Genomic DNA, 15,636 nt, shown 5'->3' with positions numbered 1-15,636 from the left:
TTTTCTTCCGCTTCCCCTCCCAAGACATCCGCCCCAGTCCGTTCCGCGCCCCAACCGCGCCTCAGCGCCGCCGGTGAAGGGGCTTTTACGGTTAGAGGCTCAGACCCGCAACCCCTTTTTTTGGCTTTTGTCATCTTTTTTACATGAACCCTGATTTTTACGGAATATTAAAGGGTTACGGGAAAGTTCGACAAGATTTCGACGCGCGGGCGCAAGAATATTGCCACGCCCCATTATGCCGATTTCCTACATCTGGGGTTATCCACAGACTTACCCCCAAGACCCGGCAAAACCGACCGTCAGACGCCACTTCAAACGCGGCTCCGCTGCCCGGTCGGGCGCCATCTCAGCCCCAGCAGCCCCAGAATCACCGCAAGGTAGATCAATGGCTCGATCTGAAAGCCTTTGCTGAGCCAGATGAAATGCACCGCGCCCAGCACCGCCACCGCGTAAGTCAGCCTGTGCAAGCGCCGCCACCGTGGCCCGAGGCGGCGCAGCGACAGGTCGTTGGAGGTCACCGCCAGCGGAATCATCAGCAGGAACGCGGTGAATCCCACCGTCACATAGGGCCGCTTGACGATATCGGCCCAGATCTGCGCCGGGATCTGCACGTCCAGCACCAGCCAGACCAGCAGATGCAGCCCCACATAGGTAAATGCCAGCAGGCCAAACGCCCGACGAAACCGGATCAGGTTTAGCCCGAGGAACCGGCGCAGCGGGCTGATGCAGAGGCCGAGAATCACCAGCTGCAACGCGACCTCGCCCAGTTCTCGCTCCAGCGCCTTGATCGGTTCGGCCCCAAGGCCGCCGGTCAGGCCAAGCCATAACGTCCAGACCGCCGGTATCAGCGCCGCCAGCCAGACCGACCAGACCGGCACCCGCCGCGCCACCACATTGACCTGATCGACCGCCGCACTCATCCGCAACAGGCATCGCCCGCCTGAATCGGGGGGCATGGCGTGTCACCATAGGAACAATAGACGCAGCAATCCCCGGCACGGGGCCGCAAGACCCTGTGACAGGCCGCGCATTCCAGAAAGAACTGGCAGGCATCGGTCGGCATGGTCAGGGACTCGGCATGCCCACATTCGGGGCAGGTCAGCGTCGATGTCAGCGTGATGTCTTTTTCAGCCATAGGTCCGCTCCGGTAGTGATGAAAGACCGCACCGGCACAGCGCGGTCATGGCCGTGGAATTGCCGCCACCCCATGCCGTGGTCCGTGCCGACATCAGAAATTCGCCTTCAGGTCCATCCCGTCGTAAAGCGCGGCCACCTCTTCGCCGTAGCCATTGAACATCTGCGTCGGGATGCGCGGCGAGAAGAGCCCCCCGCCGATGCGCCGCTCGGTGGCCTGTGACCAGCGCGGGTGATCGACCTCGGGGTTCACGTTGGAATAGAACCCGTATTCGCGCGGGTTGGACTTGTTCCAGCTGGTCGGCGGCTCCGCGTCTGTCAGCGTGATCCGCACCACCGACTTGATCGACTTGAACCCGTATTTCCATGGCACGATCAGCCGCAGCGGCGCGCCATTCTGGTTGGGAATGTCGCGGCCGTAGATGCCCGTGGCCATGATCGTCAGCGGGTGCATCGCCTCATCCAGCCGCAGCCCCTCGACATAGGGCCAGTCCAGAACGGGGTAGGCCACGCCACGCATCTCCTCGGGGCGCAGCACGGTCTCGAAACCCACGTATTTCGCGCCCGGTTTCACACCGGCGAGGTTCAACAGATCCGCCAACTCGAACCCGTTCCACGGCACCACCATCGACCACGCCTCGACACAGCGGAACCGGTAGAGCCGCTCCTCGACCGTCATCTTCGCCATGATCTCGTCAAAGGCGTAATCGCCGGGCTTGTCGACCAGCCCGTCGATGCGCACGCTCCACGGCTCGATGGTCAGCGCATCGGCATAGCGCGCCGGGTCGCCCTTGTCGGTGCCGAACTCGTAATAGTTGTTGTAGCTGGTGATATCCTCCCAGCTATTGGGCTCCAGCGCATCGCCTTGCGCCTGCGCGCCCCCGGCCCCGCCGATGAGGCCAAGCCCCGCCGCGCCTGCGATCATCTGGCGGCGGTTGAGATAGACGCTCTCGGGTGTCACGTCACGCTCATTGAGCGTATTTGTCCAGCGGTTGGCCATGTCGTCCTCCTGATCTGTCCTGCACCATATAGAGACGGACAGGCATCCTGCCAGCCGCAGGTTTCAGATCAGCCGATCACAAACCCGCGCCCGGATTGTAACTCGGCCGGATCTTGTTGAACGGGATCGAGGTGCCATCGGCCTGCACCAGCCGCACATGTCGCCGCCGCATCTGGCGCGGTTCGGCCACGCCCACGGAATGGGCGATCATCTCGACCTCCTTGATCACCGATTGCGCGTAATTCGCGACCTTGAGGTACTTGTCCTCGACCACAAGGCCGCGTTGCAGATACGGGTCATGGGTGGTGATGCCGGTGGGGCAGGTGTTGCGATTGCATTTCAGCGCCTGGATACAGCCCAACGAGAACATGAAGCCGCGCGCGGACGTCACGAAATCCGCCCCCGCACAGAGCGCCCATGCCACGTCACCGGGGTTGATCAGCTTGCCGCTCGCGATCATGCGGATTCGCTCCTTGAGCCCGTAGCGGTCACGCAAATCCACCATCCGCGGCAGCGCATCGCGGATCGGCATGCCGACCAGATCCATCAGCGGCATGGGCGCGGCCCCGGTGCCGCCCTCGCCTCCGTCGATAGCGATGAAATCGGGCGCGCAATCGGTGCCGCGTGTGACGATCAGTTCAAACATCTCCTCCCACGCCTCGGACGATCCGATGACGGTCTTGAAGCCGACAGGCCGCCCCGTCACCTCGCGAATATGGGCGATCATGTCGAGCAACTCTGCAAAATCGTTGATCTCGGCATGCCGGTTGGGCGAGATGCTGTCCTTGCCTAATTCGATACCGCGAATCTCGGCAATCTCGGCGCTGACCTTCTCGCCGGGCAGGATGCCGCCCTTGCCCGGCTTGGCCCCCTGCGCCAGCTTCAACTCGAACATCTTGATGCAGGGATTGTCCGACACCTCGCGCAGCCGGTCATCGCTGAGGCGGCCTTGCGCATCGCGCACGCCATACTTGGCCGTGCCGATCTGATAGACCAGATCACAGCTCCCCTTGAAGTGGAACGGGCTCACCCCGCCCTCGCCGGTATTGAGCCAGATGCCCGCCTTGGCCGCGCCCCGGCTCAGCGCCTCGACCGCCGGGCGCGAAATCGCGCCATAGCTCATGCCGGAAATGTTGAAGATCGACTTGGCCTTGTAGGGAATGGCCGCTGTCGGCCCGATCTCCATCGGCGCTGTCACCGCGAACTGATCGTCAAGCGGCGGAAAGGCGGCAGGCACAAAGATCGGCGTGCCGGGCACCCCGAGATTTCGGGTCGAGCCGAACGCAATCGTGTTGCCCTTGCCCTTGGTGGCGTGGCTCACCCAATCCCGCTGCGCGCGGTTGAACGGCATCTCCTCGCGGTCCATGGCAAAGAAATACTGCCGAAAGAATTCGCCCAGCTTGGTGAACAGCCCGCGAAACCGCCCGATCACCGGATAGTTGCGCCGGATCGCGTCGCCGGGCTGCGTCTTGTCGAGGATGTAGAACAGCACCGCGACCAGAACGACCGCCCCCAGAAGCAATACGAACAAAAGCGCCAGAACCTCGAGGATCTGCGTCACATACCCCATCTTGAAATCTCCAATGATCCAATATCCCGCCTGCGGGATGCCGTGTTGCAAACTGCGCCTTTCACAGGGGTCAGGCAAGCGGTGAAATCATCCGCCACGAGGCTGTGACAAGGCGTTATCACGCCTTTCGGGCCATTCGCCCGAACGGTGCGGAATGGCGGGAAAACCCGTTTGAAACGCCCGTGAAACGCAGGCGATATTCCGCTGTATCACAAAATCGTGATTGGATGTTACAGCACGTCGCAGCTTAGCGGGCCGCCCGGTTTCGTCAAACCGCATCGGCGGGAATCCCCTGTGAACCAATCGCGAATTCGGCCCGTAAGCCCTCGCATGATGCCGCACTGGCATCGTCTGAAACCGATGCTCTAAAAGGAGACCAACTTGATGTTTCGCAGAACCTATCTCGCCCTGACCGCAGCCACGCTGATGGCAGGCCCCGCCTTCGCCGACGACCATTCCAAGGACATCGTCGACATCGCCGCAGGCAATGACAGCTTCTCCACACTCGTCGCGGCTGTACAGGCCGCAGGCCTTGTCGAGACGCTCAAGGGCGAAGGCCCGTTCACCGTCTTTGCACCGACAAACGAGGCCTTTGACGCCTTGCCCGCAGGCACGGTCGAAGACCTGCTCAAGCCCGAGAACAAGGACAAGCTGACCGCGATCCTCACCTATCACGTGGTGCCGGGCAAGGTCATGTCGGGCGACCTCAGCGACGGGATGACTGCCGCGACCGTTGAGGGCAGCGAGGTCACCATCGGCACCGAGGGCGGTGTCACGGTCGATGGCGCCAACGTGGTGCAGGCCGATATCGAGGCCAGCAACGGTGTCATTCACGTCATCGACGGGGTGATCATGCCCAAGTAAGCCTGCGATGCACTCACACCGGGGGGCGGCTCACAGGGGCCGCCCCTTTTGGTTTCGGCAAATCCACCGCATCGCGCACCATCAGCCGCGACAGGATCACGTCCAACTCGCGCGCGACCTGCGCGGGCGCCGACAGATTTCGCAGGTGGCGCATCCGGTCGCGCGCCTCATGCCAATCGGCCGTCGCATAGAGGCCCTGCGCCCGCGCGAAGGCCTCGGCAATCGTGGCAGGCTGATGATCCGCGACCAGAAACGGATAATCCCGGCCCAGGTAGAACTCCGCATCATCGGTGTCGCACGTCACCATCACATTGGCCCCGAAGGCGGCGGCGGTGAACCCCTTGGTAAAGGGTTTCGCAAGATCGCGCGCCAGCGTCTGCGCATGATCCGGCGGGCGAATCGCGTAATGCAGGTTGAACCCGCACAGCCGGTCGAACCCGGCCTCGATCCCGCCCTCACCGCCCGGGTCGATCCGCGTGACATGCGCCGCGATGACATCGGGAAGGTAGACGTTGCGCGGATGGCCCAGATAGGCGGCCCGCAGGTCACCCGGGTCCACCATCTGCCGCCCGACAAGGCGCGGATCATAATGATGCGTCAGATGCGCGACACCCGCGCGCCCGTCCCCTGCATCCCGGCGCACCAGAACCCGGTTCAATATCGCCTCGCCCTTGCGCGAGGCCGCGATATGCAGATCGGCGTGGGGCGAAAAACAATCCCGCGCCCGCGCATCCACATAGTCGATGGCAAGACCCCGCGTCCGGCCGCGCAGCATTTCCATCCCCGCCTCGCCCAGAATCGCCCCCGTGCCCTTGAGCAGGATCACGATCCGTCCCGACAGGCTCTCGGCAAAGGCATGGGCCCCGGCCTCGGTCTCCAGGTCGGGCAGCGCCCGCACCGCAAATGTGTACCGGTCCCCCAGATGCCGCCGCCCGATATCGGCCAGCTGATCGCAGCGCATGATCTTGGAGCCGGCACGCCACAGACGCCTGCGACAGATGAAGACGACCTCTTGCGTCACATGCCTGCCCGCCCCGCTCTGCCCGGTGCCCTAGACGCCGACGTCGATCATCGCGCGGGCGAGGATCGGCACGGTATCGGAATTGAGCCCGGCAATGTTGATCCGGCTGTCACCGATCATGTAGATCGCATGATCCTCGCGCAGCCGCTCGACCTGCTCGGGCGTCGCCCCCAGCCGCGAGAACATGCCGCGATGCTGCGCGATGAACCCGAACCGGTCAGACCCCGACAGCCGCTGCAACTCGCCTGCCAGCTGCTCGCGCAGTTTCAGCATGCCCAGCCGCACATCCTCAAGCTCCGCCTGCCAGTCGGCGCGCAGGTCCGGGTCGGTCAGGACCATGCTGACGAGGCGTGCGCCATGATCGGGCGGAAAGGAATAGTTCTGCCGGTTGAGATAGGCGAGGTTGCCCTGAGTGATCTTGCCAAGCGCCGCGTCCTGCGCCACCGCCATCAGGATACCGGTGCGCTCGCGGTAGATGCCGAAATTCTTCGAACAGCTTGCCGCGATCAGCGTCTCGGGACAGTTTGCCGCAACGAACCGCACCGCTGCCGCGTCCGCCTCCAGCCCGTCGCCAAAGCCCTGATAGGCGATGTCGATCATCGGCAGCGCGCCCTTGGCGTTCAAGAGTTCCACCACCGCCGCCCATTCGGTCATGTTGAGATTGGCGCCCGTCGGGTTGTGGCAGCAGCCATGCAGCAGCACCACATCACCTTCGCGCACGCCCTCCAGATCCGTGAGCATGGCGGCGAAATCGACGGCGCAGGTGGCACTGTCAAAATACCGATAGTTTACCGCCTCGATACCGAGATGCGCGAGGATGCTCAGATGGTTGGGCCAGGTCGGGTCAGAGACGAAGACGCGCGCCGTCGGGTTTACCATCCGGACCAGCTCGAACGCCTGCCGCACCGCCCCCGTGCCGCCGGGCGTCGCGATGGTCGACACCTGATCCCGCGCCACCGCATCGCCCAGAACCAGCCCCACCATGGCATCCGTAAACGCCGGGTCCCCGGCCAGCGCGGTATAGGCTTTCGTGCTCTCGATTTCCCAAAGCTGCTTCTCTGCGGCCTTGACCGCGCGCATGATCGGGGTCACGCCTTCGGGCGTCTTATAGACCCCGACGCCAAGGTCGATCTTGGTCTCGCGCGGGTCCTCGCGATAGGCTTGACCCAGTGCCAGGATCTTGTCTGCCGGTTTTTCCTTGAGTTGCTCGAACATCATGCCTCTCCAGTGGCGACGGGCAGCGTCGGGAACGCGCCCCATTCGGTCCATGACCCGTCATAGAGCGCGTGATCGGTCTTGCCGATCCGCTCCAGCGCCAGATTGATCACCGCCGCGGTCACGCCAGAGCCGCAGGAGGTGATGACCGGCTTGGTCATATCGACCCCGGCAGCGGCAAGGATTGCGCGCAACTCATCAGGGTCCTTCATCGTCATGTCCTCGTTCAAGAGCGAGGTATAGGGCACGTTCTTCGAGCCCGGAATATGCCCGCTGCGCAGCCCCTCGCGCGGTTCCGGCGCCTCGCCGCGATAGCGTGCGGCAGAGCGGGCGTCGAGAATTTCATAATCCCCCAGCTTGGCGGCGGCCGAGACCTGCGTGACGTCCTTGACCATGTGGTTCTGACGCCGCACCGTCATGTGCCGGTCGCGGATCACCGGCGGCATGTCCTCGATGGCGCGCCCCTCGGCCTGCCATTTCGGAAACCCGCCATCCAGAACGGCGATATTGTCCTGCCCCATCAGCCGGAACAGCCACCAGACCCGCGCGGCGGAAAACAGCCCTTTGGCGTCATAAACCACCACCTGATGTCCGTCGCCCACGCCCATGGCGCGCAGCTTCGACATGAATTTCTCGACCGGCGGAGCCATATGCGGCAACTCCGAGCGCGCATCGCTGATCTCGTCGATATCGAAAAACCGTGCGCCGGGGATATGAGCCGCCTCGTATTCGGCACGCCCGTCACGCCCCTCGGCGGCCATGAACATGGTGCCGTCAAGAATGCGCAGGTCGGGGTCCTTCATATGGGCCGCCAGCCAATCGGTGGAAACAAGGGTCTTCGGATCATCAGTGGCCATATGCGCCCCTCGGGTTCAGACCCTGTCTGACTACAGTCTGACGGCACAGAGGGCAAGACCGGCCACCGTCGCAGGCGGCCCGGCGCAACACTTACCTGAACAGCATTTTGCGGATCATCCCGAGGGCCAGCATCACCGCGCCCCCGCCCACGGCCCCCGCGACGATCACAACCGTCAGAACACCCGTATCACCGCCCCCGGCCAGCCCCGCCAGATCGCCCGCCCCGGCCATCGCCATCAGCTGCGCGGCACTCCCGCCGCCCAGCACACCGGTCAGCGAATTGCCAATGGTGCCAAGGCTCATGGGCCTGAGCAGACCGCCCGCGATATTGCCGCCCACGGCCCCGGCAATGAGGCTCAGGATCAGTTCCATGTCAGGCTCCTCCGATGACCCGGCGACCGGGGCGCGTCCCCGCTCACAGCCCCTCTTTCAGCAATCTCTGCTTCTGCCGGTTCCAGTCGCGCTTGGCATCAGTCGCCCGCTTGTCGTGGTTCTTCTTGCCCTTGGCGATCCCGATCTTCAGCTTGGCGATGCCGCGATGATTGAAATACAGCACCAGCGGCACCAGTGTCATGCCCTTGCGCTGCGTCTCGCTCCAGAGCTTGGACAGCTCCTTTTTAGACGCCAGCAACTTGCGCCGCCGCTTTTCGTCATGGCCGAAGGTCTTGGCCTGCTCGTAGGGCGCGATATAGGAATTCACCAGCCACAGCTCGCCATTCTCCACCATCGCATAGCTCTCGGCGATATTGGCGCTGTTGACGCGCAGCGATTTCACCTCTGACCCTTCCAGAATGATCCCGCATTCCAGATCGTCCTCGATGGCGTAATCATAGCGTGCCCGCCGGTTCTCGGCGATCACCTTGTAGTTCGGATTTTCCTTTGCCTTGGCCATTCGGCCCTCCTATCGCCGCGCGCATCCACTGTCCAGCGGACCCATCGGTCAGGCCAGCGGATCAGGGGCGATGTTGCCACCACAGACCAGCACCGCGACCCGCTCGCCCGGCTCGGGGACATAGGCACCGCACAAGAGCGCGGCAAGGGCGGTGGCCCCCGCAGGCTCCACCAATTGCCGCATGTCGCGCCACAACAGCGCCTGCGCGTCGGTGATCGCGGCATCCGGCACCAGCACGCTAGGGATATCCTGTCCCTGCGCCAGACCGTAACAGATCTCCCCGATTCGCCGCGCGCCCAGCGCATTGGCCGCGACCCCCGACACCTCGACATCGACCGGCGCACCCGCCGCCAGCGCGGCATGCAACGCGCAAGAGGTTTCCGGCTCCACCGCCACAATCTTGCGCCGCCCCTCCAGCCAGCCCAGCGCCCCGGCAATCAGACCGCCACCGCCCACCGCAATCAGCACCGTATCGGCGGAGAGCCCCTGATCCTCCCATTCCGCCGTCACCGTACCCTGCCCCGCAACCGTCGCCTCGGCGTCATAGGGGTGCACCTGCATGGCTCCCGTCGCGGCCTGCCATTCGGCGGCACGTTCGGCGGCCTCAGCATAGGCACCGGGCACCACGGTCAGATCCGCCCCCTGCGCCCGAATGAGCGCGATCTTGGCCGGACCCGCGATTTCGGGCACATAGATGCGCGCCGGGTGCCCCAGGGCCGCCGCCGCATAGGCCACCGCCGCACCGTGATTGCCGCCCGACGCCGCAACGATCCCCGCCTCCGGCACCTCGGCCTGCAACAGCGTATTGAACGCCCCGCGCGCCTTGAAACTTCCGGTATGCTGCATCTGTTCCAGCTTGAGCGCGACCTCTCGGCCCGCAACTTCCAGCCCCGTGACCGGCGTGCGCCGCACATGTCCCGCAATCCGCGCCCCCGCCTCCGAAATCCGTGCCTGCCATGCCATCGCTCACACCTCTTTGCCTTTTCTTGCCCGATCAAAGCCTATACGCCTGATATAAAAGACCCAAGCAAGGATCGCATGTGATGAAAGACGACCGCCTCAGCCAGTTCCGCGATGCCGATGCGGACCGGTCCACCGCCGAGCAGGTGCCCGATACCGCCCAGACCCGCGCCCCCGCCTATCGCCTCGCCTTCGCCGATGACGATTTCCTCTGCCGGGATGAGCTGCGTCCCGTCCGCCTGCAACTCGAACTCCTGAAACCCGAGTTGATCCTCAACGAGCGCGGCATTCAAAGCACCGTCGTGCTTTTCGGCGGCTCGCGCATTCCCGAACCCTCGCAGAAGGACACCGCGCGCACCAAGACGCTCGCCGATCTTTCGCGCTATTACGACGAGGCGCGCAAATTCGCCCGATTGATGACCGAGAAATCCATGAGCACCTATGGCCGCGACTTCGTGATCGCCACCGGCGGCGGGCCGGGTGTGATGGAGGCGGGCAATCGCGGCGCGGCGGATGCCGGTGGCGCCTCGATCGGGCTCAACATCGTGTTGCCGCACGAACAGGCGCCGAACGAATATGTCACCCCCGGCCTGTGCTTCAACTTCCATTATTTCGCGATCCGCAAGATGCATTTCCTGATGCGCGCCCGCGCCATCTGCGTCTTTCCCGGCGGGTTCGGCACGCTCGACGAGATGTTCGAGGCACTCACCCTCATCCAGACCGACCGGATGACCAAGGTGCCGTTCCTGCTCTTCGGCGAGGCGTTTTGGCGCAAGATCATCAATTGGGAGGCGCTCTCGGAGGCCGGCACGATCAGCGCCGAGGATCTCGAGCTTTTTCGTTTTGTCGAAACAGCAGACGAAGCGATGGAAATCATCGCGAACTGGCCCGAGGCATGACCGAGGCGCGCGATCATGTCGGCGCGCACGGTTGAGCGACTGCTGCTATGGGCAATCGCGCTGCTGCTCGTGGCGAGCGTGATCCTAGCCATTGGCGCGCCGGAGTTCTTCGTACAGGTCTTCGCCGCCGAAGACGGGCCGGTCGAGACTGCCACGGCGCTTTTTCTGCTGGTGGCGGGGCTGGTGCTGGCGCGGCGCAGCCGAGGGAGGTCCGGGCTTGGGGCCGCGCTGACAGGCGTCTACGCGCTCCTGTTCCTGTTCGCGGCGGGCGAGGAGATATCCTGGGGACAGCGCATTTTCGGCTGGAACAGCAATGATTTCTTTGACACGTACAACGCGCAGGGCGAAACCAACCTGCATAACCTGACGGTGGGCGGCCATAGCCTCGCGCGGACGCTGTTCGGCACTGGCCTGACCACAGTGCTCTTGCTCTATCTGGTTGTTTTTCCTATTCTTTACTCACGGACTGGCTGGATCAACCGCATCGCGGACACGCTCGCCGTCCCGGTGCCCGGGTTGCGGCATGCGGCGGTCGCGATCATGGCGAGCGTGATCGTGGCGGTGCTCGACACACCGCGCAATTGGGAGGTTTACGAGCTGGTGTTCGCGCTGCTTGCCGCTGCCATTTTCATCAATCCTGCCAATCATTTGGGCCGGAGACGGCAAAGATGATCGCGCGCCGGTCAAAACCGCACCATACCGACGGTCTGCTCTTCGGGGCTGCCTATACGGTGTTGATCTTCACGGTGATCTACCAAGTCACTGGGATGCATGAGGAATTTCGCAGGGGCTTTGCTGCCGAAGACGGACCACTGGAATGGGGCACGGTCGCGTGCCTCCTGGCCACTGCCCTTGTCCTGATGCGGAGCGCTATGTTTTTACGCCGCAAAAACAGGCCGGGCGCCGCACTTGCCTACGGGGTCTACGCGCTTCTCTTCGTCTTTGCGGCGGGAGAGGAGATATCATGGGGGCAGCGCCTCTTCGGATGGGAGCCGGGCGATTTTTTTCTTGAAGAAAATGCCCAACAGGAAACCAATCTGCATAACCTCGTGCTGGGCGATGTCGCGCTCGTGAAAACCGTGTTCGGCCCTGTCCTGACGGCGGTGATCCTCTTCTACCTCCTTGCCTTACCTATGATCCATGAACGATCCAGCCGCGTGCAACAGCTCGCGACCCGGCTTGCCATTCCCTTGGCAGACCGGCGGCACATGATCCTTGCGCTGGTGGCGACGCTGGTCATCGCGGAGGTGCAATTGCCGCTGAAATGGGAAAGCTACGAGTTTGTGTACAGTCTGCTGATGGTGTCGATCGTCCTGCATCCGCGGAACGCCGGTCAAGTGGAGTGAGCGCCGCCAATTCAGCCCACCACGCGCACACGGTCACGGGCGGCGCGCAAACGGTCCTGCCGGTCGCCATGCAGCGCCGAGACGAGCCCCCCCTGCCCGGCCTCTCGGGTAATCCCGAGCGCGGCGAGCGCGGCGTCGATATTGATGGCATTCTGCTCCAGCCGGGGCCGGTTCGAGCGGTTGTGGTGCACCCCGTCGGGCGGTTCCCTGACGTCGAGCCCCAGAACATCCGCGACGGAGGGCACCGCGCCCGGCGCCTCGATATTGACCGCGACGAAATCGTCGCGCCCCGCGAAATGCTCCAGCACCCAGGCGAAATAGTCGGCCCGCCGATACGCCTCGTTGACAAAGTTGCGCACGCTGAACACCCGCTGGTGATGCGTGGCGATGCTGTCCAGATACGCGCGCAGTGGCCGGAAATTCAGGATGAACCGGGCATTGGGGTAGGTGCGATCATAGGCGGCCACCGGGCGGACCTGTCCGAAATCGGAAAACGCGTCATATCTGCCGGTGGGCCAGTCGCGCGCAGCGTGAAAGCTGCGCAGGCCATTGGCCTGAAAGAGCCGGTGCAGGCTGGTGGTGCCGCAGCGCGGATGGCCGATGACGAAATACCTGACCGCCTGCCGGTCGCCCTTGGCCGTCAGCATGAAATGCAGCCGCATCCGGGCGCGGATCACACCGAGGGCGATGTCGTTGAGATCCTTGGTACGCCGCCCCGCACCCATCAGATGATCTCGTCCTCGTCATAGAGCGGCACCGCGTCGATATGGGCGCTGATGCCTTCGGCGGCAGCCTCGGCACGGGGCGTTTCGGCGACGTGAAACAGCGCATCGCCCTCATAGACCACCGGCATGTTGGTGCGCCCGATGATGATGCCGCTCGCTTCGGCCACGACCTCGTTCTCGATATCGCCAAAGGCATTGGCGACCGCCCCCAGCACAGTGCCCGGCTGCACCGCATCACCAACCGCGAGATAGCCGCGAAACAGCCCACCGCGCGGCGCCCGATGCCAGGTCGAACTGCGCGCGCGGATCGGTTGACCCTTGGCGCGCGGCACGCCCTTGGCACCGACCATCTTGAGATGCCGCATCACGCGCAGAATGCCCGACACGCCCGCCCGCGCGGCAAATTCGTCAAACCGCAAACCCTCGCCGCCCTCGTAAAGCAGCACGTCGACACCCGCCTCCTCTGCCGCCATCCGCAGCGAGCCCTCGCGCAGCTTCGACTCCATCATCACCGGCGCGCCGAACGCGCGCCCCAATTCCTCCAGCCGGTCATTGCCGGGCGTGAGGCGAAGCTGCGGCAGATTGGTGCGATGAATGGCCGCCGAATGCAGGTCGATGCCCACATCGGCGCGCATCACCACCTCATGCATGAAGATATGCGCCAGTTGCGACGCCATCGACCCCTCGCTCAGCCCAGGAAAAACCCGGTTCAGATCGCGCCGATCCGGCAGATAGCGCGAATGGTTGAGAAACCCGAACGTGTTGACGATCGGCACCGCCAGCAGCGTCCCGGCCATGGAATTGAGCGGCGCGGCACGCAGCAAACGGCGTACGACCTCCACCCCGATCACCTCATCGCCGTGAATCGCCGCCGAGACGAACATCACCGGCCCCGCGCGTTTACCATGCACCACCTCGACCGAGAGATGAACCGGCGTGTGATTGGACAGCGTGCTGACCGGTATATCGACGCGGGCGCGGGTGCCCGGCGCCACGGTGGCACTGCCGATCTCGAAGGGTTTACGCTTTGCCATGCCATCCTCTCGTCCGTCTTGCTGGTGCAGGCTTAGGCAATCCACGCGGTGCTGTCCATGCCACGCCCCGCTTGATCCCCGACCCTGCGCCCGGCTATGGCAGATGGAACCCGAGCGAAAGCGCCGCATGCCCTCTGCCCCGCCCCCCGTCTGCCCTGTCTGCCGCGCGCCCGATCCCGCGCCCTTCGGCATGTTCGACTGCTTGGGATACTGGCGCTGCGATCGCTGTCAGGCGCGCGGCCTGAACTCCGCGCATTACCCTGATGCCGCGACCGAGCGCGCGGAATATGACAAGCACGAAAACGACCTGCACGATCCAGGCTATCGCGGCTTTCTCGACCGGCTCGCCGCCCCGCTGCGGGCGCGGCTCACCCCCGGCGCGCGCGGCCTAGATTACGGCTGCGGCCCCGGCCCGGCATTGGCGCATATGCTGCGCGAGGCCGGGCATGACATGGCGGTTTATGATCCGTTTTATGCGCCCACCACGGGCGTGCTCAACGCGCACTATGATTTCATCACCTGCACCGAAGTGGCCGAGCATTTCCGCACCCCCGCCGAGGAATTCGACCAGCTTGGCGCGATGCTGCGCCCCGGCGGCTGGCTTGCGCTCATGACCACCTTCCAGACCGAGGACGCGCGCTTTGCCAACTGGCACTACCGCATGGACCCGACTCACGTGGTCTTCTACCGCGCCGCGACGCTCGCTCATATCGCCGCCTCCCGCGGCTGGACCTGCGAGATCCCGCGCAAGGACGTGGCACTGATGCAGGTGCCGGGGCCATGACCAGCGCGCTGCACGACGCACGGCTGGCGGCGGTGGTCGCGGCAGTCGCAGAGACGGGCGCGCGCACGGTGCTCGATCTCGGCTGCGGCTCGGGCGATCTGATCCTGCGGCTGTCACCCCTGGCCGCGATCAGCCGGATCACCGGGCTCGACCTCGACCTGCCAGCCCTGCGCATATTGCAGGGACGGCTGGACGATCTGCCCGAGGCAGCACAGCACAAGGTACAGATCGCCCATGCCTCGATGACCGCCCGGCATGCCGCCCTGCGCGGCTATGATTGCGCCTGTCTGGTCGAGACGATCGAGCATCTGCCGCTCGCGGATCTCAATCGACTGGAGCGGGCCCTCTTCGGCGACATGCGCCCCCGCCACATCATCGTGACCACCCCCAATGCCGAATATAACCCGGTTCTGGGCGTGCCTACGCACCGCTTTCGCCATCCCGGCCATCACTTCGAATGGACGCGCGACCGGTTCGGCCAATGGGCCGACGGCGTGGCCGCGCGCAACAGGTATGACGTCACGCGCCGCGATGTCGGCGGCGTGCATCCCACCTTTGGCGGCGCAAGCCAGATGGCGCTCTTCACGCGTAGCGGGTGATAAAATTGCGCAGGATACGCTCGGGCGCATGCACCTCCGCCGCGCGGCACATGGCGATCAGCTCATCGGCGGTCTCAGGCGGGAAATAACCCTTGTGACGATAGATGCGGATGCGCGTCTCGAACCCAGCGGCATCGGCCTCGGGGTGGAACTGCGTCGCGTAGACATTCGCGCCATGCCGTACCATCTGGTAGGGGCAGGTCTGCGAGGCGACAAGATGCACGCAGCCCTCTGGCAGGTCCTGCAACGCCTCCTTGTGACCCACGAAAGCGGCAAAGCGACCGGGGATACCCTCCAGCAGCGGATCGTCAGCAGCACCGGGCGCGACGGTGCAATCGGCGGTGCCCACCGGCTCGCCATACGCGCGCTTGGCTACATCGCCACCCAGATGTTTGCCCAGGATGCCGATCCCGTAGCAGCAACCCAGAAACGGGATATCCTCACCGGTTATGCGCGGCATCAGCGACAGCACGGCCGCCTCGATCCGCGCCTCCTGCGGGGTCTTGTCGTCCGGCGCATCGCTGACGCAGCCGGGGCCGCCGCCGACAACCACCCCGGCGTAATCGGCCAGCCGCAGGTCGTCGGGCAGGTCCTGCTGATCCAGCCGGATACGGTGGGTCTGCGCCGCCTCCAGCCCGCTCTTGCGCAGGATCGCGGCATACTCGTCATCAGCCGCCTCGGTTTCGGGGCGCAGTTGCAGGATGAGAAAGGGCTTGGTCACGGGGCGTCTCCTCG

General features: G+C 64.4%; 19 protein-coding genes. 6 read left to right on the top strand and 13 right to left on the bottom strand.

What is annotated here, in order from left to right:
* Positions 1–311 precede the first annotated feature (311 nt).
* The 4 genes from msrQ to ACSSV4_RS06495 form a co-directional block, all read right to left on the bottom strand.
* Entirely contained in the window at positions 312–920 is a 609-nt protein-coding gene (msrQ, locus tag ACSSV4_RS06510) for a protein-methionine-sulfoxide reductase heme-binding subunit MsrQ (RefSeq protein ID WP_454274206.1), read from the bottom strand.
* Positions 917–1,135: a GDCCVxC domain-containing (seleno)protein gene (locus ACSSV4_RS06505; protein WP_454274205.1), complete on the bottom strand. Its 219-nt coding sequence runs from the start codon at positions 1,133–1,135 to the stop codon at positions 917–919. Before ACSSV4_RS06505 ends, msrQ begins: the two co-directional genes overlap by 4 nt.
* 93 nt (positions 1,136–1,228) lie before the next feature.
* Positions 1,229–2,134, bottom strand: a complete 906-nt coding sequence (gene msrP / locus ACSSV4_RS06500) for a protein-methionine-sulfoxide reductase catalytic subunit MsrP (protein ID WP_454274204.1) — start codon at positions 2,132–2,134, stop codon at positions 1,229–1,231.
* 76 nt (positions 2,135–2,210) lie between these two features.
* Entirely contained in the window at positions 2,211–3,704 is a 1,494-nt protein-coding gene (locus ACSSV4_RS06495) for an FMN-binding glutamate synthase family protein (protein ID WP_454274203.1), read from the bottom strand.
* Between the two features lie 384 nt (positions 3,705–4,088).
* Between ACSSV4_RS06495 and ACSSV4_RS06490 the strand changes: the two genes are divergently transcribed.
* On the top strand, positions 4,089–4,568 hold the full coding sequence (locus ACSSV4_RS06490; RefSeq protein ID WP_454274201.1) for a fasciclin domain-containing protein: 480 nt from the start codon (positions 4,089–4,091) through the stop codon (positions 4,566–4,568).
* Between the two features lie 13 nt (positions 4,569–4,581).
* Here ACSSV4_RS06490 and ACSSV4_RS06485 read toward each other — a convergent pair whose 3' ends face one another.
* The 6 genes from ACSSV4_RS06485 to ACSSV4_RS06460 all read right to left on the bottom strand — a co-directional run bounded on the left by ACSSV4_RS06485 (position 4,582) and on the right by ACSSV4_RS06460 (position 9,517).
* Positions 4,582–5,529, bottom strand: coding sequence for a hypothetical protein (locus ACSSV4_RS06485; protein ID WP_454274200.1), 948 nt, complete (start codon positions 5,527–5,529; stop codon positions 4,582–4,584).
* Between the two features lie 90 nt (positions 5,530–5,619).
* Positions 5,620–6,804, bottom strand: a complete 1,185-nt coding sequence (locus ACSSV4_RS06480) for an amino acid aminotransferase (protein WP_454274198.1) — start codon at positions 6,802–6,804, stop codon at positions 5,620–5,622.
* Positions 6,804–7,661, bottom strand: coding sequence for a 3-mercaptopyruvate sulfurtransferase (gene sseA / locus ACSSV4_RS06475; protein WP_454274196.1), 858 nt, complete (start codon positions 7,659–7,661; stop codon positions 6,804–6,806). Before sseA ends, ACSSV4_RS06480 begins: the two co-directional genes overlap by 1 nt.
* Before the next feature lie 91 nt (positions 7,662–7,752).
* Positions 7,753–8,034, bottom strand: a complete 282-nt coding sequence (locus ACSSV4_RS06470; protein WP_454274195.1) for a hypothetical protein — start codon at positions 8,032–8,034, stop codon at positions 7,753–7,755.
* Between the two features lie 43 nt (positions 8,035–8,077).
* On the bottom strand, positions 8,078–8,554 hold the full coding sequence (gene smpB / locus ACSSV4_RS06465; RefSeq protein ID WP_050663977.1) for an SsrA-binding protein SmpB: 477 nt from the start codon (positions 8,552–8,554) through the stop codon (positions 8,078–8,080).
* Between the two features lie 48 nt (positions 8,555–8,602).
* Positions 8,603–9,517, bottom strand: coding sequence for a serine/threonine dehydratase (locus tag ACSSV4_RS06460; protein WP_454274193.1), 915 nt, complete (start codon positions 9,515–9,517; stop codon positions 8,603–8,605).
* A gap of 80 nt (positions 9,518–9,597) precedes the next feature.
* On the opposite strand from ACSSV4_RS06460, the gene ACSSV4_RS06455 reads away from it, so the two are divergent.
* Genes ACSSV4_RS06455 through ACSSV4_RS06445 form a run of 3 tightly spaced genes read left to right on the top strand, consistent with a single transcriptional unit; the run spans position 9,598 to position 11,759 of the window.
* Positions 9,598–10,413, top strand: a complete 816-nt coding sequence (locus ACSSV4_RS06455) for an LOG family protein (protein WP_454274191.1) — start codon at positions 9,598–9,600, stop codon at positions 10,411–10,413.
* A gap of 15 nt (positions 10,414–10,428) precedes the next feature.
* Positions 10,429–11,085: a hypothetical protein gene (locus tag ACSSV4_RS06450; protein ID WP_454274190.1), complete on the top strand. Its 657-nt coding sequence runs from the start codon at positions 10,429–10,431 to the stop codon at positions 11,083–11,085.
* Entirely contained in the window at positions 11,082–11,759 is a 678-nt protein-coding gene (locus ACSSV4_RS06445; protein WP_454274189.1) for a hypothetical protein, read from the top strand. The genes ACSSV4_RS06450 and ACSSV4_RS06445 overlap by 4 nt, the downstream gene beginning before the upstream one ends.
* A gap of 11 nt (positions 11,760–11,770) precedes the next feature.
* Here ACSSV4_RS06445 and ACSSV4_RS06440 read toward each other — a convergent pair whose 3' ends face one another.
* Positions 11,771–12,484 (bottom strand): hypothetical protein, encoded by a 714-nt coding sequence (locus tag ACSSV4_RS06440; RefSeq protein ID WP_454274188.1) that lies wholly within the window; start codon positions 12,482–12,484, stop codon positions 11,771–11,773.
* Positions 12,484–13,518, bottom strand: a complete 1,035-nt coding sequence (locus tag ACSSV4_RS06435; RefSeq protein WP_454274187.1) for a succinylglutamate desuccinylase/aspartoacylase family protein — start codon at positions 13,516–13,518, stop codon at positions 12,484–12,486. Before ACSSV4_RS06435 ends, ACSSV4_RS06440 begins: the two co-directional genes overlap by 1 nt.
* Positions 13,519–13,621: 103 nt before the next feature.
* Between ACSSV4_RS06435 and ACSSV4_RS06430 the strand changes: the two genes are divergently transcribed.
* Both ACSSV4_RS06430 and ACSSV4_RS06425 read left to right on the top strand, forming a co-directional pair.
* Positions 13,622–14,302 (top strand): class I SAM-dependent methyltransferase, encoded by a 681-nt coding sequence (locus tag ACSSV4_RS06430; RefSeq protein ID WP_454274186.1) that lies wholly within the window; start codon positions 13,622–13,624, stop codon positions 14,300–14,302.
* A complete protein-coding gene (locus tag ACSSV4_RS06425) occupies positions 14,299–14,901 on the top strand; it encodes a methyltransferase domain-containing protein (protein WP_454274185.1) in 603 nt (200 codons plus the stop codon). Before ACSSV4_RS06430 ends, ACSSV4_RS06425 begins: the two co-directional genes overlap by 4 nt.
* On the opposite strand, the gene ACSSV4_RS06420 is transcribed toward ACSSV4_RS06425, so the two are convergent.
* Positions 14,885–15,622 carry a glutamine amidotransferase gene (locus tag ACSSV4_RS06420; protein WP_454274184.1) on the bottom strand — a complete coding sequence of 246 codons (738 nt, stop codon included), beginning with the start codon at positions 15,620–15,622 and terminating at the stop codon, positions 14,885–14,887. The genes ACSSV4_RS06425 and ACSSV4_RS06420 overlap by 17 nt on opposite strands.
* Positions 15,623–15,636 lie beyond the last annotated feature (14 nt).

This window comes from Roseovarius sp. MBR-154, from assembly GCF_053628595.1.
This window is presented reverse-complemented; position numbering and strand designations above follow the sequence as displayed.

What these genes read in the sequence shown, in the direction of transcription:
- ACSSV4_RS06495 (WP_454274203.1), bottom strand. Translation starts at nt 3,704, where the DNA reads ATGGGGTATGTGACGCAGATCCTCGAGGTTCTGGCGCTTTTGTTCGTA.
- ACSSV4_RS06455 (WP_454274191.1), top strand. Translation starts at nt 9,598, where the DNA reads ATGAAAGACGACCGCCTCAGCCAGTTCCGCGATGCCGATGCGGACCGG.
- ACSSV4_RS06450 (WP_454274190.1), top strand. Translation starts at nt 10,429, where the DNA reads ATGTCGGCGCGCACGGTTGAGCGACTGCTGCTATGGGCAATCGCGCTG.
- ACSSV4_RS06480 (WP_454274198.1), bottom strand. Translation starts at nt 6,804, where the DNA reads ATGTTCGAGCAACTCAAGGAAAAACCGGCAGACAAGATCCTGGCACTG.
- ACSSV4_RS06425 (WP_454274185.1), top strand. Translation starts at nt 14,299, where the DNA reads ATGACCAGCGCGCTGCACGACGCACGGCTGGCGGCGGTGGTCGCGGCA.
- ACSSV4_RS06435 (WP_454274187.1), bottom strand. Translation starts at nt 13,518, where the DNA reads ATGGCAAAGCGTAAACCCTTCGAGATCGGCAGTGCCACCGTGGCGCCG.
- ACSSV4_RS06485 (WP_454274200.1), bottom strand. Translation starts at nt 5,529, where the DNA reads ATGCGCTGCGATCAGCTGGCCGATATCGGGCGGCGGCATCTGGGGGAC.
- ACSSV4_RS06490 (WP_454274201.1), top strand. Translation starts at nt 4,089, where the DNA reads ATGTTTCGCAGAACCTATCTCGCCCTGACCGCAGCCACGCTGATGGCA.
- ACSSV4_RS06445 (WP_454274189.1), top strand. Translation starts at nt 11,082, where the DNA reads ATGATCGCGCGCCGGTCAAAACCGCACCATACCGACGGTCTGCTCTTC.
- ACSSV4_RS06470 (WP_454274195.1), bottom strand. Translation starts at nt 8,034, where the DNA reads ATGGAACTGATCCTGAGCCTCATTGCCGGGGCCGTGGGCGGCAATATC.
- ACSSV4_RS06440 (WP_454274188.1), bottom strand. Translation starts at nt 12,484, where the DNA reads ATGGGTGCGGGGCGGCGTACCAAGGATCTCAACGACATCGCCCTCGGT.
- msrP (WP_454274204.1), bottom strand. Translation starts at nt 2,134, where the DNA reads ATGGCCAACCGCTGGACAAATACGCTCAATGAGCGTGACGTGACACCC.
- sseA (WP_454274196.1), bottom strand. Translation starts at nt 7,661, where the DNA reads ATGGCCACTGATGATCCGAAGACCCTTGTTTCCACCGATTGGCTGGCG.
- smpB (WP_050663977.1), bottom strand. Translation starts at nt 8,554, where the DNA reads ATGGCCAAGGCAAAGGAAAATCCGAACTACAAGGTGATCGCCGAGAAC.
- ACSSV4_RS06460 (WP_454274193.1), bottom strand. Translation starts at nt 9,517, where the DNA reads ATGGCATGGCAGGCACGGATTTCGGAGGCGGGGGCGCGGATTGCGGGA.
- ACSSV4_RS06430 (WP_454274186.1), top strand. Translation starts at nt 13,622, where the DNA reads ATGGAACCCGAGCGAAAGCGCCGCATGCCCTCTGCCCCGCCCCCCGTC.
- msrQ (WP_454274206.1), bottom strand. Translation starts at nt 920, where the DNA reads ATGAGTGCGGCGGTCGATCAGGTCAATGTGGTGGCGCGGCGGGTGCCG.
- ACSSV4_RS06505 (WP_454274205.1), bottom strand. Translation starts at nt 1,135, where the DNA reads ATGGCTGAAAAAGACATCACGCTGACATCGACGCTGACCTGCCCCGAA.